Raw genomic sequence first — 26,978 nt, 5'->3', positions numbered from 1 at the left:
CTCCGTCGGCCGGCGCCTCCCGGTCAGTGCTCCTCGGTCCGCATCTCGAACCAGGTCGTCTTGCCGTACGGCAGCAGGTTCACGCCCCACCGGTCGGAGAGCCGCTCCACCAGGAACAGCCCGCGGCCGCTGACGTCCAGCTCCCGGACGGGCAGCAGGCACGGCAGCCCGCGCGAGGGGTCACGGACCTCGACCCGGATCCGGCCGCGCTGCCGCCGCATGCGCAGCCCGAGGGTATGGGCGCCGGTGTGCCGTACGGCGTTGCCGACCAGTTCGGAGACGAGCAGCACGGTGTCCTCGGCGAGTGGGACGGGCAGCCCCCAGCGGGCCAGCAGGACGGAGCGGGCGAGCCGGCGCGCGGTGCGTGCGGATTCGGGGCGGTTGGGCAGCCGCACCTCCCCGGCAGCCGGGTCGCCGGGCTCGTCCGGGGCGGCGGGGAGCCCCGTGCCCGCCGCGGCGGGCACCGGGGCCGGGACGGGTGCGGACGACGATCCGGTAGGTCCCGTACGCACCCCGTCGACTCCCGCCATGGCTCTCATGATGGCTCCGGAACGCCCACCGCGAGGCCGTACCACGGGAATCCGTCCACCGGCCGGGTATTTGGTGGAGCGCGGCGGGATCCACACCCCCCTCCGGCGCACCGGGGCGAGGCGCGGAACGGCTCGCGCGCCGTTCCGCGCCCCCGCGCTCCATCCGGGTCCCGTTCCCGTCCCCGGTGCCGTGCCCGTCCCCGTGCCCGGTCCGTCGGCCCGGCCCGGCTCAGCGGAACTTCGCCCTGCCCGGCCCCTCCTCGACGAAGCTGCGCATGCCGGTCTCCCGGTCCTCGGTCGCGAACAGTCCGGCGAACCAGCTCCGCTCGATCGCCAGCCCGGTGTCGATGTCCGTCTCCAGCCCCGCGTCCACGCACTCCTTGGCCGCGCGCAGCGCGATGGCCGGCCCGGCGGCCAGCCGTGCCGCCCAGGCGTGGGCCCGCTCGTGGACCTCCGCGGCCGGCACCACCTCGTCCACCAGGCCGAGCGCCAGGGCCTCCGGGGCCTTCACCTGGCGGCCGGTGAAGATCAGGTCCTTGGCCTTCGACGGACCGACCAGCCGGGCCAGCCGCTGGGTGCCGCCCGCGCCCGGGATCAGCCCGAGCAGGATCTCGGGCTGGCCGAGCTTCGCGTCCTGGGCGGCGATCCGGTAGTCGGCGCACAGCGCCAGCTCGCAGCCGCCGCCCAGCGCGTAGCCGGTCACCGCGGCCACCACCGGCTTGGGGATGCGGGCCACGGCGGTGAAGGCGTCCTGGAGGCCGCGGGCGCGGGCCACCATCGCCGCGTGGTCCATCTCGCGCATCTCCTTGATGTCCGCGCCCGCCGCGAACACCTTCTCCCCGCCGTAGAGCACCACGGCCCGTACGTCGTCGCGGTGCGCCGCCTCCGCGGCCAGCTCCCGCAGCCGGTCCTGGGTGGCGATGTCCAGCGCGTTCATGGGCGGGCGGTCGAGCCGGATGGTGCCGACGCCGCCTTCGGCCTGAAGAGTCACAGTCATGGGGGCAGGTTAGCCGTCGTTAACGCGGCGCGGTCCGCCGCCCGGGTGCCGTCCCCCGCCTCCGTCCCGGGCGGCGGACCGGTCACGATCGATCACGGGGGTGAGGCGGACGGTCCCACCGGGCACACTCCTGCAAGACCGACCCGGACACGGGCCTCCTCCCGGCCCGCTGTCCGTCCGAACCGCGAGCCGCCGGAGGCAGAACGTGTCGGACGTGTCGAGCGCACCCGAACAGCAGACCCGCTGGGAGTCGGCGTACGACGGAGCACCCCGGCCGCGGCCGAACGGCCACCGGCCGCCGTCCGCGACCGTCTGGCCCGGCAGCCCCCAGCCGCTCGGGGCCCGCCACCACATCGGCCCCGGCGGGGTGCCGGGCACCAACTTCGCGCTGTGGTCGGCGGGCGCCGAGGCCGTGGAGGTCTGCCTCTTCGACGAGGCGGGCAACGAGACGCGCTGCCCGCTGACCGAGCACACCCACGAGATCTGGCACGGCTTCGTGCCCGGCGTCCTGCCCGGACAGCGCTACGGCTACCGGGTGCACGGCCGCTGGGACCCGTGGACCGGCTCCCGCTGGAACCCCGCCAAGCTGCTGCTCGACCCGTACGCCCGGGCGGTGGACGGCGAGTACGCCCTGCCCCCCGAGGTCTACGGCCATGTCCGCGGCTGGCCGCAGCGCCACCTGTCCGACACCGTGCGCGACGAGCACGACTCGGCGCCGCACGTCCCCAAGGGCGTCATCGTCGAGTCGGCCCTGGGCGCGGGCGCCGACGCCGGCGACGAGTGGATCGACGACCGCCGTCCCAAGGTCCCCTGGGCCGACTCGGTGATCTACGAACTGCATGTGCGCGGCTTCACCATGCGCCACCCGGACATCCCGCCCGAACTGCGCGGCACCTACGCCGGGCTCGCCCATCCGGCCGCGGTCGAGCACCTCACCCGGCTGGGCGTGACGGCGGTCGAACTGCTGCCGGTGCACCAGTTCGCGCACGAGGACCATCTGCTGCGCCGGGGCCTGCGCAACCACTGGGGCTACAACTCCGTCGGCTACTTCGCGCCGCACGCCGCCTACGCGGCCTCCGGCACCCGCGGCCAGCAGGTGGGGGAGTTCCGCCGGATGGTGCGGGCGCTGCACGAGGCCGGGATCGAGGTCATCCTCGACGTGGTCTACAACCACACCGCCGAGGGCAACGAGAACGGGCCCACGCTCTCCCTGCGCGGCATCGACAACCGCGGCTACTACCGGCTGGCCGACGACCCGCGCCGCTACGCCGACTACACCGGCTGCGGCAACACCCTGCACGTCGTCCAGCCCCAGGTGCTGCGGCTGATCACCGACTCGCTGCGCTACTGGGTGCAGGAGATGGGCGTGGACGGCTTCCGCTTCGACCTGGCCGCCGCGCTGGCCCGCGCCATGCACGACGTGGACATGCTCTCGCCGTTCCTGGCCGTCATCGCCCAGGATCCGGTGCTGCGCCGGGTGAAGCTGATCGCCGAGCCCTGGGACGTCGGTGCGGGCGGCTACCAGGTCGGCGCCTTCCCGCCGCTGTGGACGGAGTGGAACGACCGCTACCGCGACACCGTCCGCGACTTCTGGCGCGGTGCCCTGCCGGACGTGCGCGACCTGGGCTACCGGCTGTCGGGCTCCAGCGACCTGTACGCCTGGGGCGGGCGGCGGCCGTACGCGTCGGTCAACTTCGTCACCGCCCACGATGGCTTCACCCTGCGCGACCTGGTCAGCTACGAGCGCAAGCACAACGAGGCCAACGGCGAGGGCAACCGCGACGGCACCGACGACAACCGCTCGTGGAACTGCGGTACGGAGGGCGAGACCGACGACCCGGAGATCACCGCCCTGCGCCGCCGCCAGCTCCGCAACCTGCTGACCACCCTGCTGCTGTCCACCGGAGTGCCGATGCTGGTGGCCGGCGACGAGATGGGCCGCACCCAGGGCGGCAACAACAACGCCTACTGCCAGGACAACGAGACCGGCTGGGTGGACTGGTCGCTGCTGGCCGAGCCCGGCTGGCGGGCGCTGTACGAGCTGACCGCCCGGCTGATCACCCTGCGCCGGAACCATCCGGTGCTGCGGCGGCGGGCCTTCTTCTCGGGGCGGGCGCACGGTCCCGAGGGGCTGCGCGACCTGGCCTGGTTCAACGGCGCGGGCGAGGAGATGACCGGGGCGGACTGGCACGCGCCCGGCGCCACCTTGGGCATGTACCTGTCCGGCCGGGACATCCCGCAGCGCGACGCGACGGGCGAGCCGGTCACCGACGACAGCTTCCTGGTCGTCCTCCACGCCGAGGGGGAGGAGGGGAGCTTCCGGCTGCCCTCCCCGCCCTGGGGGCAGGCGTACGAGCTGGTCGTGGACACCTCACGGGAGGACCAGGAGACCGAGCCGGGCACCGTGCATCCGGCGGGCGAGGCGGTGGAACTCCCGGCGCGCTCGGTGCTGGTGTGGCGCGTGATGTACTGACGCACGGCTGTTACGGATGCGGCATGTGAGGCGCCTGGTGCGGCCGGTTAGGGTGTGCGCGACATGACCGCACCAGGGGAGGAGCAGCAGGCGATGGGCGACACTGCCGAAACCGGGATCGAGGCCGCGCGCAGGGTTTTCGACCGGTTCGACCTGAACGGGGACGGACTGATCACGGCGGCGGAGTTCCACCAGGTGATGAGCGAGCTGGGGGACCACCACATCACCGCGGGCCTGGCCCAGACCCTGATCGACCAGCACGACGGCAACGGCGACGGTCTGCTCTCCTTCGAGGAGTTCCGGCTGGCCCGCCAGAAGGCCGTCACGATGGCCTGAGACAGGTGCCGTCACGATGGCCTGAGGCAGGTGCCGTCACGATGGCCTGAGGCAGGTGTCACCACGCCGGCCCGGCGGGCGGCGCCGCGTCAGGGCCGCCCGCCTCCGCCGTCCGCCGTGTGCTCAGCGCACGATGCCGGCGGCCCGGGCGGCCCGCAGCCAGTCGGGGAACTCGCCGGTCAGCCGGTCGTACAGCACCGCGTCGGGCACGGCGCGCGGTTCGGGCCCGGCCGCGAAGAACCCGGCGTTGTCCACCACCCGCTTCGCGGGCACGGGCAGCTCGTCCAGCTTCCGCAGGAAGCGGAACTCGTCCTCGCCGAAGCCGATGAACTGCCAGAACAGCGGCAGCCGCGCGGCCTCGCACAGCACCCGCTCGGCCGCCGCCCGCGACGAGGGGCCGCCGTCGGTCTGGAAGACCACCAGCGCCGGGACGTCCGCACCGCTCTCCCGGTGGTGCTCGACCACCGCCTCCATGGCCAGGTGGTAGTTCGTGCGGCCCATGTGGCCCAGCGAGTCGTGGAGGGCGCCGACCCGGCCGGCGTAGTCGTCCAGCCACACCTCGGCGGCCCCGTCCACAGCGGTGCTGAAGAAGACCACCGGCACCCGTCCGTCGTCGTCCAGGTGCGCCGCCAGCCCGAGGACCTGCTCGGCCAGGTGCTGCACGCTGCCGTCGCGGTAGTACGGGCGCATCGAACCGGACCGGTCCAGCACCAGGTAGACCGCGGCGCGCTCGCCCGCCAACCGGTGCTTCTCCAGGCTGACGGCGGCCTGCTTGTAGAGGTTCACCAGACCCGGTGCGGTCGCCCGCACCTGCTCCAGGCCGATGGCGGAACCGGAACCACCGCCGGCATCCGGCCTCTTGACGTAGTCGACGGCCATGGTGAAACCCCCTGTGCGCGGTGGTGCTTGCTGGTGCTCGGTGGTGCGGACGCCGAGAGTAGTGCAGGAGGAGCGGGGCGGGAGCGGTCCTGTGGACAGTCGGTCGGACGGTCCGGCCTTTCCTCCGCACCCATCCGATTTGCGGTTTTCGTTCTCCGATGGCAGGGCACCCGCCCGGCATGGCTCACACGGACGTACAAGAGATCCTGGGCTCGCTGAAGGACGTCGACTTCCCGGCGGGCAAGGACGACCTGTTGCGGGCCGCCCGGACCGGGGGCGCCTCCGAGGAGGCTCTGAAGGCCCTGCGCGGCATCCCGCCCGACCAGTACGCCAACCGCGACGAGGTGGCGCGCTCGGTCCGCGTGGACCCGGACTCCGACCTCGGGCACAGCGCCGCGCAACGCGCTCAGCAGGCCCGCAAGGGCGGTAAGCCCGGCCTCTCGCAGCACCTGCGGGACGCGGACAAGCCCCCGGTGCAGGACGAACTGGACCGCTGAACCGCCCTTCCGAGGCCGGGCGGACGGACAGCGGACGGACAGCGGACGAAAGGAGGACTTCCATGGTGAGCAAGAAGGTCGAGGGCAACGAGGACCAGAAGCGCGCGGCGGCCCGGGAGGCCGGGCGGACCGGTGAGCAGCCCAGTGAGCGGGGCACCACCAGTGGCGCGTCCAAGCAGCGCACCCACCTCCCCGGCCGTTCCACCATCACCCACGAGGAGAAGCTGGAGACCCGGGACCGCGGCAAGCACCACTCGCGCACCGCGCGCGAGGCCAGGAGCCGTGAGCAGGCCGCGGAGCCGGTAACGGGCCGCGACTTCACCGGCCGCGGCGCACCGGAGTACGGCGAGGAGCACGAGAAGGTCTTCCGCGCCCTGGTCGGCGAGGAGCAGAAGCACCCCGGCGAGCCCGTCCACCTCCAGGACGTCTCCCGGGCCACCGGTCTGCCGCAGGAGGAGACCAGGGGACTGCTGCACGACCTGGTGGCCGTCCACAAGCTGGCCAGCGAGGTCCAGGCCGGCGACAGCCCCGACCTCGGCCCCCGCTACGAGACCAAGCCGCGCCGCTGAGTCCCGTACGGGACCCGCACGGGCCCGCCCAGCGGGCCCTCCCGGGAGCAGTCCCCGACGGTTCGGCCATGTGCCGCGGGGACGAGCGCGGGGGCGGCCGGCCGCGGCGGCGTCTCCGCGCGCCCGGCTGCCCGGCGTCCGGCCGGGCGCGCGGACGTCACCCGGCGGCCGCCCCCGACCACCGCTCCCACGGGCGCCCCCCGACCCACTCCGCGAGCGGAACGGGCCGAACGCCCAGTGCCCGCGCCGCCCCGGACGGATCGGGGGCGAACAGCCGGGGCGCCTGCGTTCCGGCGGCGTAGCGGTACACCCCCGCCACCCCGGCGGCCGACTCCGCGCCCACCGCCCCGGCCAGCGAGGTCTCGAACACGTCGGCACCGAGCGGCCGGTAGACCACCTCCCGGCCGAGCACCGAGGAGAACACGGCGGCCAGTTCCGGACCGGTGACCGCCTCGGCTCCGCCGAGTTCGACCACCCCGTCCGCCGGGCCCGCGAGCCCGTCCCGGTCCTCCAGGGCCGCGACGGTGGCCGCGGCCAGATCGTCGAGCGCCAGCCAGGCCACCCGCCGCCAGGCGGGCAGCGGGTAGGCGAGCACCCCGTCGTCCACCAGCGCCGGACCGTGCCACGGGCCGAACAGGTTGTCCAGATAGACCGTCGGCCGCAGGACCACCGTGGGCACCCCGCTGCCGCGCAGTACCGCCTCGGCCGCACGCCGCGTCTCGAATCCGGGGTACGGCGTTCCCTCCTCCGGCAGGGGCGTGTTGGTGTTGTAGACGAGCCGCTCCACTCCCGCCCCGCGCGCCGCGTCGGCGATGTTCCGGGCGTACCGCAGCACGGTCTCCGGTTCGTACACCAGCGGTAGCACCACACTGGCACGGGTGACGCCCTCGAAGGCACGGCGGACGCCGTCCGCGTCCCCCAGATCGCAGGACAGCCACTCCACGGCGGCGGTCCCGGGGCCGGCCGCCGCCGGGCGGCGGGCCAGGCCCCGCACCGCGTGCCCCCGTCCGGCCAGCAGCCGGGTGACGGCGCCACCCTGGGCGCCGGTGGCGCCCGTCACCAGGAATGTCCTCCGGCGTCCGCCGGTCATGGGATCACCTCTCCGTGGTCGTTCCGTTGTCCGGCCGTTCCGTTCCGCACCCGCAGGGCCAGTAGTGCGCCCACCGCGGCCACCAGCGTCCCCACCAGGAAGGCGGCCCCGAAGCCCGCGGTGAGCGCGGCGTCCCCGGCCGCCCCGGCACCCGCCGCCGCCTCCGTCCGCACCGCCGCGACCCCCGAGAGCACCGCCAGGCCGATCACGGACCCGAACTGGAGACTGGTGCTGACCAGACCGGCGGCCAGCCCCGCCGCCTCCGGCCGGACACCGGCGGTGGCGGCGGCGTTCGTGGTGACCGACACCAGTGGCAGCGCCACCCCCAGCAGCAGGCTCGGCAGCAGTACGTCACCGGCGAAGGAACCCGGCGCGGAGAGCGCGGACAGCCAGGCCATCCCGGTCGCGACCAGGACGAAACCCGCGCACATCACCGCGCGCGGCCCGAAGCGGCCGATGAGCCGGCCGGTGCACGGTGCCACCGCCACGACCGTCAGCGACAGCGGCAGCAACCCGAGCCCGCCCATCGCGGGCGCCTGCCCCAGCACCTCCTGGAGGTACAGGCTCACCAGGAAGAACATCGGGAACAGCGCCGCCTGCCACAGCCCGGCCAGTACGTTGGCCGACCGCAGCCCCGGCCGGTCCAGCACCTCCGCCGGCAGCAGCGGTACGGCCGCGCGCCATTCGGACAGGGCGAAGACCGCCAGCGCGACCGCCGCACCCGCACCCGCCGCCAGGGCCCCCGGTGTGAGCCGGCCCGCCTCTCCGGCGTCCACCAGCGCGTACGCCGACAGGGCGAGCCCGGCCGTCACCGACACCGCGCCGGTCAGGCCGAGACCGCCGCCGAAACCGCGGCCGTCGCGCCGCGCCGCCCCACCGGGCGGCAGCAGCCGGAGTGCCAGGGCGGCCAGGACCGGCGCGGCGAGCGCGTTCAGCACGAAGACCGACTCCCAGCCGAACCAGTCGGTGAGGACCCCGCCCAGCACCGTGCCCGCCGCGCCGCCCGCCCCCGCCGTCGCCGCGAAGACACCCAGTGCCCGGTGCCGCTCCGGACCGTCGGGGAAGAGCGCCAGCAGCAGTGCCAGCGCGGCCGCGGCCGTCATCGCCGCGCCCGCCCCCTGCGCGGCACGCGCGGTGATCAGCAGGGGAGTGCCACCGGCCAGCGCCCCCGGCAGGGAGGCACCGGCCAGTACCCCCAGCCCGGTGGTGAACAGCCCGCGGTGGCCCACCAGATCGGCCGCCCGCCCGCAGACCAGCAGCAGACCGCCGAACGACACCAGATAGGCGTTGGCCACCCAGGACAGCCCGGCGGGCGAGATGCCCAGCTCCCGCCCCATGGCGGGGGCGGCGACGTTGACGACCGCCGTGTCGAGGATCAGCAGGAACTGGGTACCGGCCAGCAGTGCCAGCGCCCGCCGGCGGCCGTGCGGGGCCACCGGCACCGGTCCGGACGCCTCGGACCTCTCCGCCCTCTCCTCTCCTGCCTCCTCTTCCGTCTCGTCCGTCCCGGTGAGGGAACTGCGCATGGTCGGACCCTCCGCGTGCTCGGGGAAGCGGCAGGCGGGGCCGTGTCCCCGCCGCACCAAGCGTCACGGGACCGGGTCGGTACGCTCAATAAACCAAACGCCTCCCACACACAGGGATCGTCCATGTCCGCCTCCCGTACCGGCACCGCCGCCGAGACCGACGTGCTCAGCGAACTGCTGCGCCCCCTGCGGCTGAACGGCATCTTCCACAGCCGGTGGACGGCGGGCGGGCAGTGGGGTGTACGGGGCAAGGACGACAACTGCGCCGTCCTGCACCACGTGCTGCGCAACGAGTGCGCCGTCTTCTTCGACGACGGCTCCGAGGCACTGCGTCTGGGGACCGGCGACCTCGCGGTCTTCCCGTACGGCACCGCCCACACCTTCGCGGACCGCCCCGGCCGCCTCGGGCTCCCCTTCGACGCCCTCCTGCCGGACACCCGCCCGGGGACCTCCCGGCACATCCGGATCGGCGGCGGGGAGCCGGACACCGAGATCCTCTGCGCCGGGCTCCACTACGACGAGACCGGTGAGCCGCCCCTGTACCGCTCGCTGCCCCGGGTGCTCGTGCTGCGCCGGGCCACGATCGGGAGCGAACCCCTCCTGGCCCGCACCCTGGAGGCTCTCACCGCCGAGACCGCGCGGACCGCTCCGGGCGCCGGCCTGGTGGCGCTGCGGGCCTTCGAGATGGTCTTCGTCCTGGCCCTGCGGGTGGCGATGGAGCGGCTCGCCGGTACCTCCCCCGCACTACGGGCACTGCGGCACCCGGGCATCGGCCGGGCGCTGGCCGCGATGTACGCCGAGTACGGCCGGCCCTGGACGGTCGAGTCCCTCGCCAGGGTGGCGGGCATGTCCCGCTCCGCGTTCGCCCGGACGTTCCGGGAACTCGTCGGCGAGCCGCCGGCCCGTCATCTGACCGCCTGGCGGATGCGGGAGGCCAGACTGCTGCTCGCGGACCCGGCCGTGCCGCAGGCGGAGATCGCCGAGCGGATCGGCTACCGCAGCACCGTCGGGTTCCACCTGGCCTTCCGCGCGGAGTCCGGCAGCACGCCCGGCGAGTACCGGGCGGCCCGCCTCGGCCGGACCCGCCGCTGACCGGACGGCCTACGCTGTTGCCAGCAGGCAGGAAAGGCCCCCATGAGCGATCCCAGACCTCCCGGACCCCGCAGATCCGTCACCGTCCACGAGCCCCTGCGCGACCAGGTGGCCGCCGCCCTCCGCACCGCGCTGACCGAGGGGCGGCTGCGGCCCGGCACCGTCTACTCCGCCCCCGCCCTCGCCGCCGAGTACGGCGTTTCCGCCACCCCCGTCCGCGAGGCCATGCTGGACCTGGTGCGCGAGGGGCTGGTGGAGACGGTGCGCAACAAGGGCTTCCGGGTCGCCGAGACCACCGGGCGCGATCTGGCGGACTTCACGGAGATCCGCGTCCTGCTGGAGGTACCCACCGTCGGCCGGGTGACGGCCGGGGCCGTGCCCGGGCAACTGGAGGCGCTGCGGCCGGCGGCGGAGGAGACCGTGACCGCCGCCCGGGCCGGCGACCCGGTCGCCTACCTGGAGGCCGACCACCGCTTCCACCTCGGCCTGCTCGCCCTGTCGGGCAATCCCCGCCTCGCCGAGACGGTCGGTGACCTGCGCAGACGCTCCCGCCTGCACGGCCTGGCCGCCCTGACCGGCCCCGGCCCGCTGGAGGAGTCCGCCCAGGAGCACCTGACCCTGCTCGACCTGATGCTCGACGGCGACGCCCCCGCCGCCGAGGAGTACATGCGCGGCCACCTCACCCGGCTGGGCGAACTGTGGGCGGCGGGGCGGCGGGTCCCCGCCGGGCCCGTACCCGGGGGCGGGACCACGACGGCCTGACGCGCGCGGGCCGGGCGGCCGGGTATGTGCGGGCGCCGACGCTCCGTGACGCGCCGGTGGCGTAAAGCGTCATACGGAATGAACAGGCATATGCCGGGCATCCGGACGGCACGGCGTGCCGTCGGGTCGCCGCCCGGAACCGGGCGGCGACCCGACGTACCGGCCGGAGCCGCGGGGCCCGCCCCGTGGCCCCGCGCCCCAGACGTGTACGACGAACCGGGAGAGCAGTTCCGCCATGCGCAACAGCACCGCCCCGACCACGATCCGCCCGTGCCACTCCCCGGCCCCGCCGCCGGGCACCGCCGGTGGTGCGGCACGGGGAGGTGCCGGCTGATGTGCGGGATCAGCGGAGAGATCCGCTTCGACGGCTCCCGGCCCGACGTCGCCGCCGCCGAGCGCATGACCGACCGGCTCGCGCCCCGCGGCCCCGACGGCCGGGGTGTGTGGTCCCAGGGCCCCGTGGCGCTGGGGCACCGCCGACTCAGCATCATCGACCTGTCGGAGGCCGGCGCGCAGCCGATGACCGACCCCGGGGAACGGCTCACCGGCGTCTTCAACGGCTGCATCTACAACTACCGTGAGCTCCGCGACGAGTTGCGGGACAAGGGCCACCGCTTCTTCTCCACCTCCGACACCGAGGTGCTCCTCAAGGCGTACCGGCAGTGGGGTACCGGCTTCGTCGACCGCCTGCACGGCATGTTCGCCTTCGCCGTCGTGGAGCAGACCACCGGCCGGGTGGTGCTGGGCCGCGACCGGCTGGGCATCAAGCCGCTGTACCTGGCGCCCGCGCCCGGCCGGCTCCGCTTCGCCTCCTCCCTGCCCGCGCTGCTGGCGGCCGGCGAGGTGGACACCTCCCTCGACCCCGTCGCCCTGCACCACTACCTGAGCTGGCACGCGACGGTGCCCGCGCCCCGCACCGTCCTGGCGGGAGTGCGCAAGCTGCCTCCGGCGACCGTGCGCGTCATCGAGCCGGACGGCACCCACCGCGACCACCGTTACTGGCAGCCCTCCTACACCCGCCGCCCGGAGCACGCGGGCATGACCGCCGAGGACTGGCGCGACGCCGTGCTGGAGGCGCTGCGCACGGCGGTACGGCGGCGGATGGTGGCGGACGTCCCCGTCGGCGTACTGCTCTCCGGCGGACTGGACTCCAGCCTCATCGTCGCGCTGCTGGCCGAGGAGGGGCAGCGGGACCTGGCCACGTTCAGCGTGGGCTTCGAGGCCGAGGGCGGCCAGGAGGGCGACGAGTTCGCCTACTCGGACCTGGTGGCCCGGCACTTCGCCACCGACCACCACCAGCTCATGGTCCCCTCCGACCGGGTCTCCACCGCCCTGGACGACGCGATCACGGCCATGAGCGAGCCGATGACCAGCCATGACGTGGTCGCCTTCCACCTGCTGTCGGAACAGGTGGCCAAGGAGGTCCGGGTCGTCCAGAGCGGCCAGGGCGCCGACGAGGTGTTCGCGGGCTACCACTGGTACCCGGACATCGCCGCGGCACCGCGCGAGCGCGCCGCCGAGGCGTACAACGAGACCTACGCGGACCATCCGCACACCGCTCTCGCCCGGATCCTGCGGCCCGCCCTGCTCCCCGGCCACGACGTCTCCGGCGAGTTCGTCCGCGACCACCTGGCCGCCCCCGGGGCCGAGACCGCGCTGGACGCGGTGCTGCGCCTGGACACCCACGTCCTGATGCCCGACGACCCGGTCAAACGGGTGGACAACATGACGATGGACTGGGGCCTGGAGGCCCGGGTGCCCTTCCTCGACCACGAGCTGGTCGAGCTGGCCGCCGCCTGCCCGCCCGGACCGAAACTGGCCGACGGCGGCAAGGGCGTCCTGAAGGCCGCCGGCCGGAAGGTCCTGCCCGCCGAGGTCGTCGACCGGCCCAAGGGCTACTTCCCGGTCCCCGCGATCACCCGCATGGCGGGACCGGTGCTGGAACGGGTACGCGAGGCACTGTCGGCCCCCGAGGCCAGGGAGCGCGGCGTGTTCCGGGAGGAGTACGTCGCCGAGCTGCTCGCCGCGCCCGACGACCACCGCACCCGGCGCGGGGCGAACGCCCTGTGGCAGATCGCTTTGCTGGAGATATGGCTGCAGACACACGGAATACGCTGACCGGCCACCCGGGGGTGCGCGGCCCGTACGGCCCGGACGCGGACGCGGACACGCACGCGCCCCGCACCGCGGTGCCCGCCCCGGAACCCGTACCGCTGCCCGACGCCGCCGGGCCGCGCGGCGTCCCGGACCGGCTGACCGCGCACGGCTGCTGGTACCCCTCGGCGGACCCCGGCGGCGACCGGGCCGCCTTCGTCTGCGACCGCGGCGGCGTACCGCAACTGTGGACCGGCCCGGCCGACGCCCTCGCCGGAGAGGGGGAGGCGCGGCTGCTCGACTCCGATCCCGACCCCGTCAAGGAGGTCTCCTGGTCGCCCGACGGCCGCTGGATCGCCTACACCACCGCGCCCGGCGGCGGCGAGCACACCCGGGTGCTGTGCGTACGCCCCGACGGCGGCGGACGCCGGATCCTCGCGGGCGCCGAACCCGGCAGCTCCGCGTATCTGGGCCGCTGGCGGCCCGACGGCACCGCGCTGGCCGTCACCGTCGCCGCCCCGCCGGACTCCCCGGCCGCCCCGCCCGACGGGACCGGCCCCGCCGGAGCCTCCCGTCCGCCCGGCTGGACCGGCCGCGACGGACGCGCCGTACTGCTGGGCGGTCCCGACGGTGAACTGGCCGCCTACCTCGTCGACCCCGAGGGCGGCTCGGCCCCCGCCCTGCTGGCCGTCGAGTACGGCGCCGCGACCCTGCGGGTCTGCGACCTCGACGACGACGGACGGCTGGCGCTGCTGCGGCGCGGCCCGCGCGGCCGGCGCGAGGCCCTGGTGGTGCGGCAGACCGATCTGCGCACCACCTGCGTCCTCCCGGTCGCCGACGGCGACCCGTGGATCGGCGGCTTCGGTCCGGGCGGCCGCACGGTGTGGCTGCGCAGCGACAACGGCCGCGAGTACGCCGCCCTGCTCGCCGTCGCACTGGACGCGGACGGGGCGCCGGTGGGCACGACCGTCGCGGCCGGGCGCGCGGAGTGCGAACTGGAGCATCTCGCCCTCGGCCGCGACCGGCGCACCGCCCAGCTCGCCTGGAACGTGCGCGGCGCGAGCGAACTGGAGACCGTGCCGCTGTCCGGGGCCGTACCCGCCCCCGGAACCGCCCCCGCCGCTGTCCCCGCGCCCGCCGCCGGGCCGTCCCGCCCCGTACCGCTGCCGCACGAGGTGGTCACCCGGATCGCCCCGGCCGGTCCCGGCGGCTGGCTGCTGGCCCTGTCCGGATCGCGACGCCGCCCGGGCGTGTGGTGGCTGCCGCGGGACGGCTCCCCGCTGCGCACCGCCTGGTCCTCCCGCGACGAGGACGCCGTACCGCCGCCCCGCCCGCCCGTGAAACCCGTGCCGCTGCGGCCGGTGGCCCGTGACGGCCTGCCGCTGCAGGGCTGGTACTACCGGGCGCCGGGCCGCGCTCCCACCGAGCCGGCGCCCTGTGTGATCCATCTGCACGGCGGTCCGGAGGAGCAGGAGCGGCCGGTGTTCAACCCGCTCTACCACGAGATCCTCGGCCGCGGCCTGGACGTCTTCGCCCCCGACGTGCGCGGCTCCGCCGGGCACGGCCGCACCTTCACCGACGCCGACCTGGGCGCGGGGCGGTTCGCCGCCATCGACGACGTCGCCGACTGCGCCGCGCACGCCGTGGCGGAGGGCCCCGCCGACCTGTCCCGGCTGGCCGTCATGGGCCGCTCCTACGGCGGCTATCTGACGATGGCCGCCCTGGTGCGGCACCCGGACCTGTTCCGCACCGGCGTCGCGGTGTGCGGCATGTCCGACTTCGCGGCCTTCTTCGCGGGCACCGAGCCGTGGATCGCCCAGTCGGCCGTCCACAAGTACGGCCATCCCGAGCGGGACCGCGAACTGCTGCGCGCCCTGTCGCCGATGAGCCGGATCGACGCGCTGCGGGCGCCGGTGCTCGCCGTCCACGGCGAGCACGACACCAATGTGCCCCCCGGCGAGTCCGAACGGTTCGTCCGGGCGGCCCGGGAGCGCGGAGTGCCCGCCGAGCTGCTGACCCTGCGCGACGAGGGGCACGAGTTCCTGCGCGCCGAGAACCGCCGTCTGTTCCGGCGGTTGACGGCCGACTGGCTGGAACGCCACCTGTCGCCCGGCTGACCGGCCGTCTCCCCGCCTCCCCGCCGCTGCGGCCTACGGCTTGCGCCCCACCCCGCCGAAGGTCTTCACCTCGTCCGGCACCCCGCCGGTCCCCGGCCGCCAGCGGGAGGTGGACACCACGCCGGGCGCCAGCAGCTCCAGACCGTCGAAGAAGCCGGCGATCCGCTCCGGGGCGCGCAGCCGGTACGGCAGCGAGCCGCCCTCGTCGTAGTGCCGCTGGGCCGCGGCCAGCGCCTCGTCGGTGTCGGTGCCGTCGTAGAGCACCAGGTGGCTGCCGGACGGCAGGGGGTCCAGCAGCCGCCGCACGATCGACCGCGCCTCGTCGTAGTCGCCGATGTGGCCGAGAATGCCCATCAGCATCAGCGCGACCGGCTTGCCGAGGTCCAGGGTGCGGGCGGCCTCGGCCAGGACGCGGCCGGTGTCGCGCAGATCGGCGTCCACGTAGTCGGTGGCGCCCTCGGGGGTGGAGGTGAGCAGGGCGCGGGCGTGCGCCAGGACGAGCGGGTCGTTGTCGACGTAGACGATCCGGGCGCCGGGCGCGGCGCGCTGGGCGACCTCATGGGTGTTGTCCGAGGTGGGCAGCCCGGTGCCGATGTCCAGGAACTGCCGGACGCCCACCTCGCCGGCCAGGTGCGTCACGGCCCGGACGAGGAAGCCGCGCGAGGAGCGGGCCATGTCCACGATGCCGGGGAACGTCTCCCGGTAGCGGTCGCCCTCGATCCGGTCGACCTCGTAGTTGTCCTTGCCGCCCAGCCAGTAGTTCCAGATCCGGGCCGAGTGCGGCACGGTCGCGTCGACGCGGGACAGCACGTCATCCCCGGCGGCCCCGGCGTTCGTGGTGTCCATGGTGTCCGTCACAACGGCTCCCCTCCCGTTCGGTCGCTGGTCACGGGCGCTCGCTCCCCGGTCACGGGAGCGGCCCCCGGCAGCAGGGTAGGGCGGGAGCCGGCGTCACCGATGGTCGTGTACCGGACGATCTGCGGGACGGCCGCTACCCCGCCGCGGCGCGGGCCGTCTCCGCCGCGAGGGCGGAGATCCGGGAGGGGACGCCGGAGGTCCGGGCGAGGGAACGCAGCGCGCCCCGCAGCATACGGCGGTTCCGCCCCGAGCCGATGGTGCCCAGCAGCGGGGAGAGCGCCTGGAGTTCTTCCTCGACCTCGGCCCAGGCGCGGACGGCCGTACACCCGCGCAGCAGTTCCACGCGGTAGTGCATGGCGCTCCGGCCCTCCTCGCCGGACTGCTGGTCCAGTGCCCTGGCGTGGGCGTACCGGAGGTGGGGGACCGCCTTCCCGGGGTCGCCCAGGTCGATGAGGGCCTGCCCCAGGTGGCCCGTCACCTCGCGTTCGTCGGCCCACCACGTCCAGGCCGGATCACGGGGGCCGACCGACTCCAGGAGACCGCTCCGCGCGGCGCCGAGACTGGCCAGAGCCCGTCGGCCGTCCCCCATCGCGGCCAGGGCACGGCCGCGCCGCATCCGGGCCAGCAGCGCGACGCGCGGCGGTACGCGGGACCGGGACAGCAACTCGTCCGCGATACGCAGGGCCTCGTCCGGCCGGGCCGAGTCCACGGCCAGCATGGCGAGCATGTCCAGGGCGAACCACTGCATCGGCCGGTCCCCCGCCAGCCGGGCCAGCAGGTGGGACTCCAGGAAGGCTCCGCGCGCCTCCTCTCACCTGCCGGCGTCGAAGAGCAGCCACCCCGCGCTCTCGGCGGCCTCGGCCACCGCTGCCGGACAAGGGCGCTGCTCCTTCCCGGGGATCGCTCCGGCACCGGGCCTGCGCCGTGCGTCGCGCCAGATCTGGACGGCCGCCGTCGCCACGGTGTCCCCGCCGTGGCGGTCGGCGTGGTCGAGGAGACGCAGGAAACCGGCCCGCACCGACGCGGCCTCGGACCCGGCCTCGGCCTCGGCCTCGGCCCCGGACCCGGCTCCGGAGGAATCCCCGGCGGGGGGAGGGAACCGCCTCGGTCCCGTCGAGGAGACCAGACGCCCTCCGGCGCCCAGGAGTTCGTCCAGGGCCAATGCCAGCCGCAGCGAAGGCCGCTGCCTGCCGTCGGCGACGCGGGACAGGTGGGCGGCGTCGCAGCCGAGAGAACGGGCGGCGGCCCGCAGGCCCAGGCCCCGCTCGGCGAGGAGCATGCGGAGCCTGCCGCCGAAGTCGTCGGCCATCAGTCTCCTGGCGAGGGGACCACCGGCTTCAGCCGGTGGTGGGGTTGCCCCTGGCGTAGCCAGGGGGAGAATCGCTTCCGTGGCTTGTGGTGCTTTCTGTTCGTCCCGAAAGGGATCGGTTCGGGCTGGACCGCAACCTTTGGGTTGGAAGCCCCCCTCCTTCAGGTGGGGGAGCGGAGTCACGGAACCCTCCGTTGCGTCGAATGACGCACACAGATTAACCATCAACGCCCGTCAACTTCCCTGCGTCTGATGTGGCGCGAGAACGGCCGGGCAGGCGGAACTCCCGCGACCGACACGACCGGTCCGGGGCATGGCCGCCGGCCACACGGTGGTCGGGGACGTGCGCGGCTTTGCCACGGGTGTGCGTGCCGGCGGGTACGCGGGCGGGGAGCGGTCCCCGCCCGCCCGGCGTGTCAGCCCCGCAGCCCCGCGGGCGCCGCCGCCACGAGCCCGCCGTCGACGACGAGGTCCTGCCCGGTGATGTACGACGCGTCGTCCGAGGCCAGGAAGGCGACGGCCGCGGCGACGTCGTCCGGGTGGCCGAGCGAGCCGAGCGGCACCTCGGCCGTGATGCGGGCCTCCGCGCCGGGGTCGGTGATGACGCTCCGGTACATCTCGGTGTCGATGTAGCCGGGGCTGACGGAGTTGACGCGGATGCCGCGCGGCGCGAGGTCGGCTCCGAGCGTACGGGCGAGGTTGTGCACGGCGGCCTTGCCGGCGGCGTAGACCGGGGCGACGGAGAGGCCGCGGTGGAGGGTCCAGGAGGCGTTGAGGACGACGGCGCCGCCTTCCCGCATCAGCGGCAGGGCCTTGGTGACGGTGAAGAACACCCCCTTGAAGTTGGTGTCGACGGTGTGGTCGAAGTCGGCCTCGGTCATCGCGTCGCCCGGCTTGAAGACCGCCACGCCCGCGTTGGCGAAGACCACGTCGAAGGTGCCGCGCCAGTCCCCGGCCCGCCGCATGAGCAGGTCGAGGTCGGACGGGACGGCGGCGTCCGCACGGACGGCGAGGACCCGGCCCGGGCCGGCGCCCAGACGGGTGACGGCCGAGTCCAGACGGGCCTGGTCGCGGCCGGTGATGACGACGTACGCGTCCTCGTCGAGGAACCTGCGCGCGGTCGAGAACCCGATGCCGCTGGTGCCGCCGGTGATCAGAACAGTCCTGCCGGTGAATCGCTTCATGCAGACGATCGTCGGGCGGCGGGGGTGGGTCCGGCAGTGTCGGCCGAACCTGGGTCCGGCACCACCACCTTCGGGTCCTCGGGGGTCCGGAGGGCCGGGGGTTCCGGCGCCGCCAGCAACTCCGCCAGCCGGGTCCCCGTCCCCGTCCCGGGAGCGGGGGTGTGCAGCAGCAGGCGGTGGCCGGGCAGTTCGGGCAGGGGCAGCGCCGTGTACTCGAAGGTCAGTGCCCCCAGCCCGGGGAGCTCCAGCGCCTTGGTGCCGTGGGTGGAACCGCCCACGGGGAGCTCCGCCCACAGCTCGGCGAAGTCGGGGCTGACGGCGCACAGGTCGGAGGCCAGCCGGCTGAACTCGGGGTCCTCCGGGTAGCGGGCGGCGTCCGCCCGGAACTGGCCGGCGATCTCCCGTGCCGCGTTCCGCCAGTGCTTGAGCACGGCGCGGTAGCGGGCGTTGGTGAAGAAGCTGACCAGGCAGTTGTGGTCGATCTCGGTGCACTGGAACGCCAGCCGCGCGGCGCGGTTGAGCACCACGGTGTTCCAGTGCCGGTCCATGACGTACGCGGGCCGCGGCAGCCAGCCGTCGATCAGCCGCCGCAGCTCGTCCGGGACGTGCCGCCGGGACGGCGCCGGTGGCGGGGGGTTGAGACCGGCGAGGAGGTACAGGTGCTCGCGCTCGGCCGGGCCGAGCCGCAGCACGCGCGCGACGGAGTCCAGGACACCGTCGGACACGTTGATGTCACGCCCCTGCTCGAGCCAGGTGTACCAGGACACCCCGACCCCGGCGAGTACCGCCACCTCCTCCCGGCGCAGCCCCGGTGTACGGCGGTTCCCGCTGTCCGGCATACCCACGTCCGCAGGAGTCAGCCGGGCCCGCCGCGACCGCAGGAACTCGCGCAACTCGGATCTGCGCCGCTGCCGCGCCTCGGCGGGAAGCCTCGATGTGCCCACCCGGCCATGCTAGTGAGCGCGTGCCGGGTCCGGTCCCGTCCGGTCCCGTCCGGTCCGGTCCGGCCGGACGGCGCTGTGGCGCGGCGGCCGGGAGGCCGCCGCGCCACGGGTGTGATGCGGTGCTTCAAGCGCGGTGCGTCAGGTGTCGCGGGAGCTAGCCGGCGCTACAGGACACCGTCGGCCAGGTCCAGTTGCCGTTGTGCTGGATGGTGACACCGAAGTTGTTGCCGTTGCCGTTGGGTCTGGCGGTCATCACCTGGCTGCTCGGCCAGGTGGCGGTGACGTTCCAGGTGGAGGTGATCGTGGCGGGGGACGGCACGTTCATCGTCACGGTCCAGTTGCTGGATCCGGAGACCGAGACGTTGAGGTTGTACCGGTCGTTCCACTTGTCGCCCGCGGACAGGGTTGCGGAGCAGCCGCCACCACCGCCACCGCCGGTTCCGCCGCCACCGGTGCCACCGCCGCCGGTTCCGCCGCCACCGCCGGAGGAGCCCAGCGTGATGTTGGAGCTGCCACTGCTCTGGTAGCCCTCGGTCGCCATGATCATGTAGTCGTGGGAACCCAGGTTCATGCCGTGGCGGGCCCAGGCGTCGAAGTGGTTGCCGGTGGTGATGGTGCCGCCGGTCCGCTTCTGCTGCCGCACGCTCCAGAACTGCTTGAAGGTCGAGCTGTCGCCCTCGATGGAGGGGGCGTTGACCCGCGTCGTCTCGTAGATGTCGTACGTGCCGCCGTCGGTGGTGACCGTGCCCTTGAAGGTTCCGGTGGGCCGGTAGGTGCCCCAGTTGTCGACGATGTAGTACTCGACGAGCGGGTTCCTGGACCAGCCGTAGAGCGTCAGGTACGCGTTGCCGGACGGGTTGAAGCTTCCCGAGTAGGTGACGGTGCGGCGTCCGCCGGTGCTCCAGCCCTTGCCGATGACGAAGTTGCCGGTGTTGCTCCACGAGGTGCTGTAGTTGCCGCCGTTCCCCATGGTCGCGGAGACCGTTCCGGGGGCGTCGGTCCAGAACGAGAAGAAGTACCCGCCGTGGTTGCCGGTCTGGTTCGAGGTGACGGTCTGGGCGTGGGCGGTGCCGGGCGAGAACGCCAGGGCCGCGGCCAGTACGGCGCAGATGCTGCTGACGAACAGCTTGAGACGGCCGAACCGGCGGCTTCTCGACAGCAGTCCGGTACGGCCCGGTGCCTGTCTCTTCCGGTGGGGGTGTGCGTCGTTCACGTGCGTGCCTCCTCTTTCCTGAGGGCCGGCAGTGCTGCCGGGCAACGTGTACGGCACGGCGGGGCTCTCGGCGGCCGGAGTGGGAAGGCCGCCGCACACCGATGCCGTACAACGACGGTGGGGGTGAAACGGTCGTCACGGCCGACGACCGGAAGCCCAGGCCATGTCCCGTGACCTGGGCGTCGGCAGGGGGTTGCGGGCCTGCCGACGCCGACAGTTTTGACCTGTCTCCGTCAAGCTGTCAATGGTTCCGGAAACATTGCGGAAACCTTGTTGTGGCGCCGGGTCCCGAGGACGGGAGAATGATCCTGGTCACAGCTTCGCCTGGTCGACCGTGCCTGAAGTGCGCCGATCAGTGCCCGAGTCCAGGAAGCCGCACCCATGTCAACGTTGTCGAAACTTTCGGATATTTTCCGGAGATTCTCCGGGGGTGCGGGGCGGCGCAGGCTCAAGCCCGGCCCCCGGAAGGGGTGCGCCCGGCCGCCCGGGTACCGGACGCGGCCGGGAACCGACCGCGGTGCGATCTGAGCCGGAAGCAGCTCCGGTGCTCCGCCGCGCCGACCCCGGCGGCCTTCCGGAACCCCGCGACCGGTCCGGCCGTCCCGCCGGCCGGTGCGACACCGCCGGGACCACCGATCACTGCCGGCCACCGTCCGGCCGAGCCCCGGCCGGCGGGACGGTGGCCGGGAACGCCGCGCGGATCACGGGCGCGGGGAATTCCATGACCTTCGAAGCCCGTGCCCGCCGCGTTTCCGGGGTCCCGCCGAACCGGTGGATCGGCGGGAACCGGAAGCTCCGCTGCAGCACCGAAGTCCTGCCCGGCGCCGGCTGAAGAGCAATGAGGACGGCGGTGGGAACCATCGTCGCCCCATGCTACGGGAAAAACTTCTTGAAGAATTCGGAACCAGCCGGAGGATCATTGGAGAACGACTGGCCGAGACATCACGCCATGCTATAGTCGGAAGGTCGTGGATCGCCGCATATTCCCGCCATGATCGGAGAGGTGTGGTTCTTCGCCTGCCGGTGTGGACATCCAGTCGAATGACACGCTGAGTGACAGGCTGCTGTGCGAGGTGTTCCGGTTCCGATAGCCGGACGGTATACGGGGGGTTAGTCATGGCAGACGATGAAATGCCTTGAATCGGTCCGACGCTGATCATGCGTCCTCGCCATCAATTGATGGACTTCACGTTCGGAATCGAAAAACCGCACTGCTCCGGCGTGCTGCGGCTGATCGGTTCCAACATGCTTCAGTCGCGTGAATGTGATCGGAGTGGGGCTATGTCAACGAGGCCGGCGATTGAGAACCGAAGACCGGACACAATGCCTGACGTCGCAGTCGGGGGGCGGATCTCGGGGCCGCTGGAAGAAGACACCCGGAGGCAGATATTACTGGATGTTCTCGGAGCTGATGCCGGCCGCGAGCTGATCGATTTCGCGGCGGGTGCCGGCGGAGATCCCCACCTGCTCGCCGAGCTCGCGCTCGGCCTCGTCGAGGAAGGGCTCGTCGAGGAGCGCGACGGCGCGGTACGGCTCGCCGCACGGCGGATTCCGTGTCGTGTGCTGACTGCCGTGAGCCGCCAGTTGAGCGGGCTGAGCGCGGCCTGCCAGCAGTTCCTCAAGGTCGCGGCGGTATTGGGCAGGTCCTTCAGGCTGGAGGACGTGTCCGGGATGCTGGGCCGGTCCTCGGCCAGCCTGCTCGCGCCCTTGGACGAGGCGCTGGTCTCCGGGTTCGTCGTCGAGGCCGATTGCCGGCTCGTGTTCCGGAGTGACTTCCTCTTCCGGGGAGTCGTCGAATCCATTCCCGCCACTGCGCGTGGCGCGCTGCAGCGTGAGGCCATGGGGATCTCCGAGAAGCGTGCCCAGGAGATCGAGGAACGCTTCGAGACGATTGGGAACTCGGCTGGTCCGTGCCATGTGTCCGAAGAAGGAGTCGGTGGCCAGTGCTCCAGGGCGCACAGTCTGATAATGAACGGGAAGGCGGCAGCCGGAGTACGCGTCGCAGAGAGCGTTCTCGCCAGTCCCGGAATCTCGCGGGCAGTGCGGCTCGACGCGGAAGCATCAGTGATCCTGGGATACTTCCTGCTTGGCGAGGGGAGAGGCACAGAGAAAGCCGTCGAGCTCTCCGAGCAGATTCTGCGGGAGCGCGGTACTCGACCTGGTGACATCGCCGCGCTGATGGCGCTGACAACCCTCTCCACTGTGCGCTGGCGGGCCGGGGAGCTGTCCGAGGGGCTCAGCCTGGGGTGTGCCGCGGTGCGTTACAGCGGTGATGCCGACCCCGTATGGCGTCTGCATTTCCAGCTTGCGCTGGCGGGAAAGCGCGCGAATCTTCGCGAATTCGACAGGGCGGAATCCCTGATCGACGAGGTGGACGTCGGCCTGCGAGGACTGCTCGCACCGGTCTGGACGGCCGCGCCCGCGGCCATGCGGGCCCGGATATTCCTCCAGTCCGGACGTCTGGGTGATGCCCGCCGACAGGCGGAGGCGGCGACCGCCGCGTGGGAGCGGGAAGCCGTCCCCATGCTCCGGCCGCTGGCGTTCTCCGTGCTCAGCACCATGTCCCTGTACCTGGGGGACCTGCCCGCGGCGATCGAGCACATGGAGCGGATGCGCGCCGACCTGGCCGACGGTCAGGCGGTGCTGGAGTCCGCGCAGTACGCCTGGACGGACGTACTCGTCACGGCCAAGAGGGACGGGCCCCGAGCGGCCGTCGACTTGCTGTCCGGCACGTACGGCCATCTCCCGACGCGGCGGTCCCTCTACATCGAGGACCCGAGTTCCGCCGCCTTCCTGGTGCGCCTGGCACGCGACGCCGGTGACAGCGATCTCAAGCGCAGCGTCCTCGAGACCGTGGACGGTATCGCGGGCGACAACCCCGGCATCTCGATCGTGGGTCTCACGGCCATGCACGCCAACGCGTTGGCCAACGGCGATCCGGCTGCCCTGGCGCACATCATCGTGGAGTCGCCGGACCCGGTCTCCGTGGCCCTGGCGACGGAGGAGCTCGCCAAGCTGTACGCGGTCCAGGCTCCGGCACGGTGGCGGCAGGCCGTCTCGCAGCCGTCCGCGGACGGCGTCTCGCTGCAGAGCGTCACCTGCTGGGCGCGTCTCTCCGAGATGGAGCGGCGAATCTCCTACCTGGTGAGTGTGGGTCTGACGAACCGCCAGATCGCCAGACGCGTGCACTTGTCGGCGCATACGGTGAACTACCACCTCCGCAAGATCTACCGGAAACTGGGGATCAACACCCGCGTCGAACTGGCGCGCCAGGCGGCGACCTATTCGAGCGGAGCCGCCGTCTACTCGATGGAGGGCGAGCAGGGGAACGCCGTCTGACCGGCGGTGCCGTACGCCGTGCCGACGGCCGGGGCGGCGCGTCCCCGTCCCGCCCGCACACCGCAAGCGGGCGGGTCGGCCCGGGAGGCCGGGACACCCGTGTCCCGGCCTCCCGGGGGCTCGCCGGCTTCCCTCCCCGGACACGTCCGGCTTCTCCCGCACCGCGCCGCGGCCGGAATCAGCCCGCGGATCCGGGCCCGCGTGCTTCGGCCGGCACCGGAGAGGGGGCCTCATGCGCGAAGAAGTGCTTGGTCAGTTCGACGCGACTGTTGATGTCGAGCTTCGAGAACACCCGCCGGAGGTGGCTGTCGACGGTGTGGGGCGACAGGAACAGGGTGCTTGCCGCCTCGCGGTTGGTCCTGCCGTCGACGATCGCTCGTACGACGCGCAGCTCCGCGCTCGTGAGGCTCTCCCAGCCCGACTTGGGCCGGCCGGCGCCGAGTCGGCGCATGTGGTGCACGCCGAGTCGGCGCAGCTTCTTCTGCACGCGTGCCGTGTCCCGCGTCGCCCCGCAGTCCTGGTAGAGGTCCAGGGCGGATTCGAGGAGCCGGACCGCCCGGCTCCTGTCCTCCGTGCCCTGCTCCGCCCGCGCCGCGTCCTCCAGCGCGTTGCCCGCCGCCAGGGGGCGTCCGGCGCGCCGGTAGAGGTCCGCGGCGCGGTGCAGTGCGGTCGTGTCGCCGCACAGGACGCCCTTCGCGTGTTCGGCTCCGCCCCGCAACGACTGCGAGCCCGGGTTGCGCTCGGCGACGTGCCGGGCGAACGCGGCCGCCTGCTCGGCTTCCGCGCCGAGTCCCGCCTGCCTGGCCTGGCGGATGAGTGCCGCGGCCGCCGTCGGAGCCTCGGAGAAGAGCAGCGGATCGGGTGAGGTCCGCACCTCGGCGTCGACCAGTGTCCGGACCATCATCGCCGGACGGCCGCCGGCCGCGTGGAACTGCGCGAGCGCCCAGTCCAGGCGGGCCCTGTCGGCTGCCGTGTCGCCGGACACCAGCCGTTCGGCCGTGCGCAACTGCTCGCTGGCGGTGGCGGTGTCGTCGCAGTGCATACTGACGCGGGCCAGCACCAGACGTGCGGGCACCGAGTGGTCGGGCGCCGACCGCTGCGCCGTACGGAGCGCGCTTTCGGCTTCGGCACGGGCTTCGTCGAGCCGGCCTGCCGCCATCAGCAGTTCGGCCCGGTGCCCGTGCCACAGGGACGCGTGCCAGGACCCGCCGAGCCTGTCCGCCTCCTCCCGGACGGCGGTGAGGACGGCCGTCGCCTCGTCGGACCGGTCGACCGCGACGAGGGCCCGGACCAGCCATGTCCACAGCGGGCGCTCGTACGGGTCGGGCCGGGACGGGACCTCCGGCCGCCCGCGCCACGGTGCCGCCACCGCGCCCGGCCCGCCGCGCGCGCGTTCCGCGGTCTCCGCGACCGCCCGGCCCAGCTCGGCGCGGTCCGGCTCGCCGATGTCCTGCCGGGCCGGCGCCCGGCACAGCAGCTCGGCGGCCAGGCCGTGGCAGTCGGCGTCCCGCAGCCCCTGCCCCAGCTCCAGCACGAGCTGCGTCCCGGCCGCCGTGTCGGGACCGGGGGGTACGGCGGCGTCCAGGAGACGGGACGCCTCGGCGTCCCGTCCCACCGCGACGAGCAGGCGCAGCACATGTGCCAGTGCTTCCGGCGCGTCGTCGCAGTGACGCGCCAGCGCCGAGACGGCCCGGGCCGCCATGGGATCGTCCCGGTGCCCCGGTGATCGCGGTTGCGGTTGCGGTGGCGTGGCGGGTGCGGCGGCCGGCGGAACAGGGCCCGGCCGATCGGGCCCGCCGTCCGGGAACGCGGGATGCCGGAGCGCTTCGGCGATCACGTCGTGGACGAACGCCAGCTCCGTGCCCTCCCTTCGCAGCAGGCCCACCTGCACCGCCTCCTCGGCGGGGGCGGACAGGTCGGCGGCCGGCTCGCCGAGCGGATCCGCCGCCTGCTCGACCGTGAACGGACGGCCGGACCGCCCGCTGTGCTCCAGGAGCCGCCGGACTCCGGGCGACATGCCGTCCAGCAGCTTGCCGACCGCCGCACGGACTCCGGCGGGCACGCAGTCGGTCAGCACCGAGGCCGTGCCGTCCAGGACGACGACCTGCCCGGCCTTCATGAGCGCGTGGAAGAGGTTCTTCACCAACCAGGGGTTGCCCTCGCAGCGAGCCGCCCAGCGGAGCACCGAGGAGTCCGGTTTGGCGCCGAGTACGCCGGTGCACAGCTCGGCCACCGACTCGTCGTCCAGCGCCCCCACGTGGAGCCGAACGGCGGCATGGTCGGTCAGCCAGTCGAGGGCGTGCTGGGCGAGCACCGACGAGGAAACCGGCCGCCGGGCGAGCAGCCAGAGCACCGGGGACGAGGCGAGCGCCCGGACGAGCTCCCGCAGGGCCAGCGCGCTGACGTCGTCGATCCGATGGGCGTCGTCCAGCACGATCACCAGGGGGTGCCTGCGCGTCGCGTTCTCGACCAGCTCGCCGACCCGGTCCACGAGCCGGAAGGGGTTGCCGTCCGGGCGCACCAGATCGTCGAGTCCGGCCGTGCCGGGCAGCGCCCGCCGCAGAAAGTTGATCAGCAGGTGGATGGGGATCGGCTGGTCGGCGCCGCCTGCCCGCCCCGCGACCGCCGTCAGGCCGCGTTCGGCCGCCTCCAGGGTCGCGGCCTGCAGCAACTGGGTCTTGCCCATGCCGAACGGGCCCTCGAAGACGACGCATCCCCCGGACCCCCGCGCGGTGGTGTCCAGATGGGAGCCCAGCGAGGACAGGATGCGGTCACGCCCTGCCAATGGATTCATGATTCCCCCGTGTTGCCCTGGAAAGCTGTCCAAGCAACGTTCCGCCGGACGCGGCGCGGTGTCCGACTGTCCAGAATGGCCAGTTGCACACCCGCGTCCACCGGCGACCGCGTCGAGCGGCCGGCACGGCCTGTTCAGTTATACGGGATGCCCGCCGGTGCGGCAGGAATACCCGGTCGCATTCGCACTACTCACCCGGGTAGTGGGCAGCGTGGAAGTTTCGTCATACCGTTCGTGTCATTCAGATTCGCCGGCGAGCAGGGCAACGACTTTGACGCGCTGTTCCCGAGATCGTCCTTATCTTGCGCGTGATGGCGTGCATTCGGAGCGGGCCGGAACCGTTCCGCGCTCGGCATGACCGATCTCAGCGAATTC

Annotated in this window: 21 protein-coding genes; 9 read left to right on the top strand and 12 right to left on the bottom strand. The window is 73.5% G+C overall.

Going from position 1 to position 26,978, the window contains the following annotated elements:
• Positions 1-23: 23 nt before the first annotated feature.
• Complete coding sequence (locus CUT44_RS19515) at positions 24-530, bottom strand: ATP-binding protein (protein WP_100203184.1); 507 nt, start codon at positions 528-530, stop codon at positions 24-26.
• A 229-nt stretch (positions 531-759) separates the two neighbouring features.
• Positions 760-1,527 carry an enoyl-CoA hydratase/isomerase family protein gene (locus CUT44_RS19510; protein WP_100203183.1) on the bottom strand — a complete coding sequence of 256 codons (768 nt, stop codon included), beginning with the start codon at positions 1,525-1,527 and terminating at the stop codon, positions 760-762.
• 214 nt (positions 1,528-1,741) lie between these two features.
• Here CUT44_RS19510 and glgX point away from each other — a divergent pair, with 214 nt between their 5' ends.
• Positions 1,742-4,000: a glycogen debranching protein GlgX gene (gene glgX, locus CUT44_RS19505; protein WP_233221503.1), complete on the top strand. Its 2,259-nt coding sequence runs from the start codon at positions 1,742-1,744 to the stop codon at positions 3,998-4,000.
• Between the two features lie 63 nt (positions 4,001-4,063).
• Positions 4,064-4,336, top strand: coding sequence for an EF-hand domain-containing protein (locus tag CUT44_RS19500; protein WP_233221502.1), 273 nt, complete (start codon positions 4,064-4,066; stop codon positions 4,334-4,336).
• Between the two features lie 123 nt (positions 4,337-4,459).
• On the opposite strand, the gene CUT44_RS19495 is transcribed toward CUT44_RS19500, so the two are convergent.
• Positions 4,460-5,215 carry a vWA domain-containing protein gene (locus CUT44_RS19495; protein WP_100203180.1) on the bottom strand — a complete coding sequence of 252 codons (756 nt, stop codon included), beginning with the start codon at positions 5,213-5,215 and terminating at the stop codon, positions 4,460-4,462.
• Between the two features lie 179 nt (positions 5,216-5,394).
• On the opposite strand from CUT44_RS19495, the gene CUT44_RS19490 reads away from it, so the two are divergent.
• Positions 5,395-5,712 (top strand): DUF2795 domain-containing protein, encoded by a 318-nt coding sequence (locus CUT44_RS19490; RefSeq protein ID WP_100203179.1) that lies wholly within the window; start codon positions 5,395-5,397, stop codon positions 5,710-5,712.
• A 62-nt stretch (positions 5,713-5,774) separates the two neighbouring features.
• Positions 5,775-6,281, top strand: a complete 507-nt coding sequence (locus tag CUT44_RS19485; protein ID WP_100203178.1) for a hypothetical protein — start codon at positions 5,775-5,777, stop codon at positions 6,279-6,281.
• Between the two features lie 157 nt (positions 6,282-6,438).
• On the opposite strand, the gene CUT44_RS19480 is transcribed toward CUT44_RS19485, so the two are convergent.
• Together CUT44_RS19480 and CUT44_RS19475 are read right to left on the bottom strand one after the other, a co-directional pair.
• Positions 6,439-7,371, bottom strand: coding sequence for an SDR family oxidoreductase (locus CUT44_RS19480; protein ID WP_100203177.1), 933 nt, complete (start codon positions 7,369-7,371; stop codon positions 6,439-6,441).
• Positions 7,368-8,897: an MFS transporter gene (locus CUT44_RS19475; protein ID WP_100203176.1), complete on the bottom strand. Its 1,530-nt coding sequence runs from the start codon at positions 8,895-8,897 to the stop codon at positions 7,368-7,370. Before CUT44_RS19475 ends, CUT44_RS19480 begins: the two co-directional genes overlap by 4 nt.
• A 123-nt stretch (positions 8,898-9,020) precedes the next feature.
• Between CUT44_RS19475 and CUT44_RS19470 the strand changes: the two genes are divergently transcribed.
• From CUT44_RS19470 to CUT44_RS19455, 4 genes are all read left to right on the top strand, one after another.
• The gene (locus tag CUT44_RS19470; protein ID WP_100203175.1) at positions 9,021-9,989 is read left to right on the top strand and encodes an AraC family transcriptional regulator; all 969 of its coding nucleotides are present in this window, start codon (positions 9,021-9,023) and stop codon (positions 9,987-9,989) included.
• 42 nt (positions 9,990-10,031) lie between these two features.
• On the top strand, positions 10,032-10,751 hold the full coding sequence (locus tag CUT44_RS19465) for a GntR family transcriptional regulator (RefSeq protein WP_100203174.1): 720 nt from the start codon (positions 10,032-10,034) through the stop codon (positions 10,749-10,751).
• A 333-nt stretch (positions 10,752-11,084) separates the two neighbouring features.
• Positions 11,085-12,869: an N-acetylglutaminylglutamine amidotransferase gene (locus tag CUT44_RS19460; RefSeq protein WP_100203173.1), complete on the top strand. Its 1,785-nt coding sequence runs from the start codon at positions 11,085-11,087 to the stop codon at positions 12,867-12,869.
• A complete protein-coding gene (locus tag CUT44_RS19455; RefSeq protein WP_100203172.1) occupies positions 12,842-14,962 on the top strand; it encodes a S9 family peptidase in 2,121 nt (706 codons plus the stop codon). The genes CUT44_RS19460 and CUT44_RS19455 overlap by 28 nt, the downstream gene beginning before the upstream one ends.
• Before the next feature lie 33 nt (positions 14,963-14,995).
• Here CUT44_RS19455 and CUT44_RS19450 read toward each other — a convergent pair whose 3' ends face one another.
• The 6 genes from CUT44_RS19450 to CUT44_RS19425 all read right to left on the bottom strand — a co-directional run bounded on the left by CUT44_RS19450 (position 14,996) and on the right by CUT44_RS19425 (position 20,419).
• A complete protein-coding gene (locus CUT44_RS19450) occupies positions 14,996-15,808 on the bottom strand; it encodes an SAM-dependent methyltransferase (RefSeq protein ID WP_100203419.1) in 813 nt (270 codons plus the stop codon).
• A 145-nt stretch (positions 15,809-15,953) separates the two neighbouring features.
• Positions 15,954-16,568: a hypothetical protein gene (locus tag CUT44_RS19445; RefSeq protein WP_100203171.1), complete on the bottom strand. Its 615-nt coding sequence runs from the start codon at positions 16,566-16,568 to the stop codon at positions 15,954-15,956.
• Positions 16,569-16,631: 63 nt separating this feature from the next.
• The gene (locus CUT44_RS19440) at positions 16,632-17,129 is read right to left on the bottom strand and encodes a helix-turn-helix domain-containing protein (RefSeq protein WP_158239636.1); all 498 of its coding nucleotides are present in this window, start codon (positions 17,127-17,129) and stop codon (positions 16,632-16,634) included.
• A 416-nt stretch (positions 17,130-17,545) separates the two neighbouring features.
• Positions 17,546-18,313 carry an SDR family NAD(P)-dependent oxidoreductase gene (locus CUT44_RS19435; RefSeq protein WP_100203169.1) on the bottom strand — a complete coding sequence of 256 codons (768 nt, stop codon included), beginning with the start codon at positions 18,311-18,313 and terminating at the stop codon, positions 17,546-17,548.
• Entirely contained in the window at positions 18,310-19,257 is a 948-nt protein-coding gene (locus tag CUT44_RS19430; RefSeq protein ID WP_100203168.1) for a helix-turn-helix transcriptional regulator, read from the bottom strand. Before CUT44_RS19430 ends, CUT44_RS19435 begins: the two co-directional genes overlap by 4 nt.
• 154 nt (positions 19,258-19,411) lie before the next feature.
• Entirely contained in the window at positions 19,412-20,419 is a 1,008-nt protein-coding gene (locus CUT44_RS19425; RefSeq protein WP_100203418.1) for a glycoside hydrolase family 11 protein, read from the bottom strand.
• Between the two features lie 1,230 nt (positions 20,420-21,649).
• On the opposite strand from CUT44_RS19425, the gene CUT44_RS19415 reads away from it, so the two are divergent.
• Positions 21,650-23,809 (top strand): helix-turn-helix transcriptional regulator, encoded by a 2,160-nt coding sequence (locus CUT44_RS19415; RefSeq protein ID WP_233221501.1) that lies wholly within the window; start codon positions 21,650-21,652, stop codon positions 23,807-23,809.
• 178 nt (positions 23,810-23,987) lie between these two features.
• Here CUT44_RS19415 and CUT44_RS19410 read toward each other — a convergent pair whose 3' ends face one another.
• Complete coding sequence (locus CUT44_RS19410) at positions 23,988-26,603, bottom strand: AAA family ATPase (RefSeq protein WP_100203165.1); 2,616 nt, start codon at positions 26,601-26,603, stop codon at positions 23,988-23,990.
• Between the last annotated feature and the right edge of the window lie 375 nt (positions 26,604-26,978).

This window comes from Streptomyces carminius (assembly GCF_002794255.1).
GTDB classification, from domain to species: domain Bacteria; phylum Actinomycetota; class Actinomycetes; order Streptomycetales; family Streptomycetaceae; genus Streptomyces; species Streptomyces carminius.
The sequence above is the reverse complement of the archived record's forward strand: the minus strand, read 5'-3'. Positions and strand labels throughout refer to the sequence as shown.

What these genes read in the sequence shown, in the direction of transcription:
- CUT44_RS19475 (WP_100203176.1), bottom strand. Translation starts at nt 8,897, where the DNA reads ATGCGCAGTTCCCTCACCGGGACGGACGAGACGGAAGAGGAGGCAGGA.
- CUT44_RS19490 (WP_100203179.1), top strand. Translation starts at nt 5,395, where the DNA reads ATGGCTCACACGGACGTACAAGAGATCCTGGGCTCGCTGAAGGACGTC.
- CUT44_RS19465 (WP_100203174.1), top strand. Translation starts at nt 10,032, where the DNA reads ATGAGCGATCCCAGACCTCCCGGACCCCGCAGATCCGTCACCGTCCAC.
- CUT44_RS19440 (WP_158239636.1), bottom strand. Translation starts at nt 17,129, where the DNA reads ATGGCCGACGACTTCGGCGGCAGGCTCCGCATGCTCCTCGCCGAGCGG.
- CUT44_RS19510 (WP_100203183.1), bottom strand. Translation starts at nt 1,527, where the DNA reads ATGACTGTGACTCTTCAGGCCGAAGGCGGCGTCGGCACCATCCGGCTC.
- CUT44_RS19435 (WP_100203169.1), bottom strand. Translation starts at nt 18,313, where the DNA reads ATGAAGCGATTCACCGGCAGGACTGTTCTGATCACCGGCGGCACCAGC.
- CUT44_RS19460 (WP_100203173.1), top strand. Translation starts at nt 11,085, where the DNA reads ATGTGCGGGATCAGCGGAGAGATCCGCTTCGACGGCTCCCGGCCCGAC.
- CUT44_RS19455 (WP_100203172.1), top strand. Translation starts at nt 12,842, where the DNA reads ATGGCTGCAGACACACGGAATACGCTGACCGGCCACCCGGGGGTGCGC.
- CUT44_RS19515 (WP_100203184.1), bottom strand. Translation starts at nt 530, where the DNA reads ATGGCGGGAGTCGACGGGGTGCGTACGGGACCTACCGGATCGTCGTCC.
- CUT44_RS19485 (WP_100203178.1), top strand. Translation starts at nt 5,775, where the DNA reads ATGGTGAGCAAGAAGGTCGAGGGCAACGAGGACCAGAAGCGCGCGGCG.
- CUT44_RS19480 (WP_100203177.1), bottom strand. Translation starts at nt 7,371, where the DNA reads ATGACCGGCGGACGCCGGAGGACATTCCTGGTGACGGGCGCCACCGGC.
- CUT44_RS19450 (WP_100203419.1), bottom strand. Translation starts at nt 15,808, where the DNA reads ATGGACACCACGAACGCCGGGGCCGCCGGGGATGACGTGCTGTCCCGC.
- CUT44_RS19415 (WP_233221501.1), top strand. Translation starts at nt 21,650, where the DNA reads ATGGACTTCACGTTCGGAATCGAAAAACCGCACTGCTCCGGCGTGCTG.
- CUT44_RS19470 (WP_100203175.1), top strand. Translation starts at nt 9,021, where the DNA reads ATGTCCGCCTCCCGTACCGGCACCGCCGCCGAGACCGACGTGCTCAGC.
- CUT44_RS19500 (WP_233221502.1), top strand. Translation starts at nt 4,064, where the DNA reads ATGACCGCACCAGGGGAGGAGCAGCAGGCGATGGGCGACACTGCCGAA.
- CUT44_RS19410 (WP_100203165.1), bottom strand. Translation starts at nt 26,603, where the DNA reads ATGAATCCATTGGCAGGGCGTGACCGCATCCTGTCCTCGCTGGGCTCC.
- CUT44_RS19445 (WP_100203171.1), bottom strand. Translation starts at nt 16,568, where the DNA reads ATGCAGTGGTTCGCCCTGGACATGCTCGCCATGCTGGCCGTGGACTCG.
- CUT44_RS19495 (WP_100203180.1), bottom strand. Translation starts at nt 5,215, where the DNA reads ATGGCCGTCGACTACGTCAAGAGGCCGGATGCCGGCGGTGGTTCCGGT.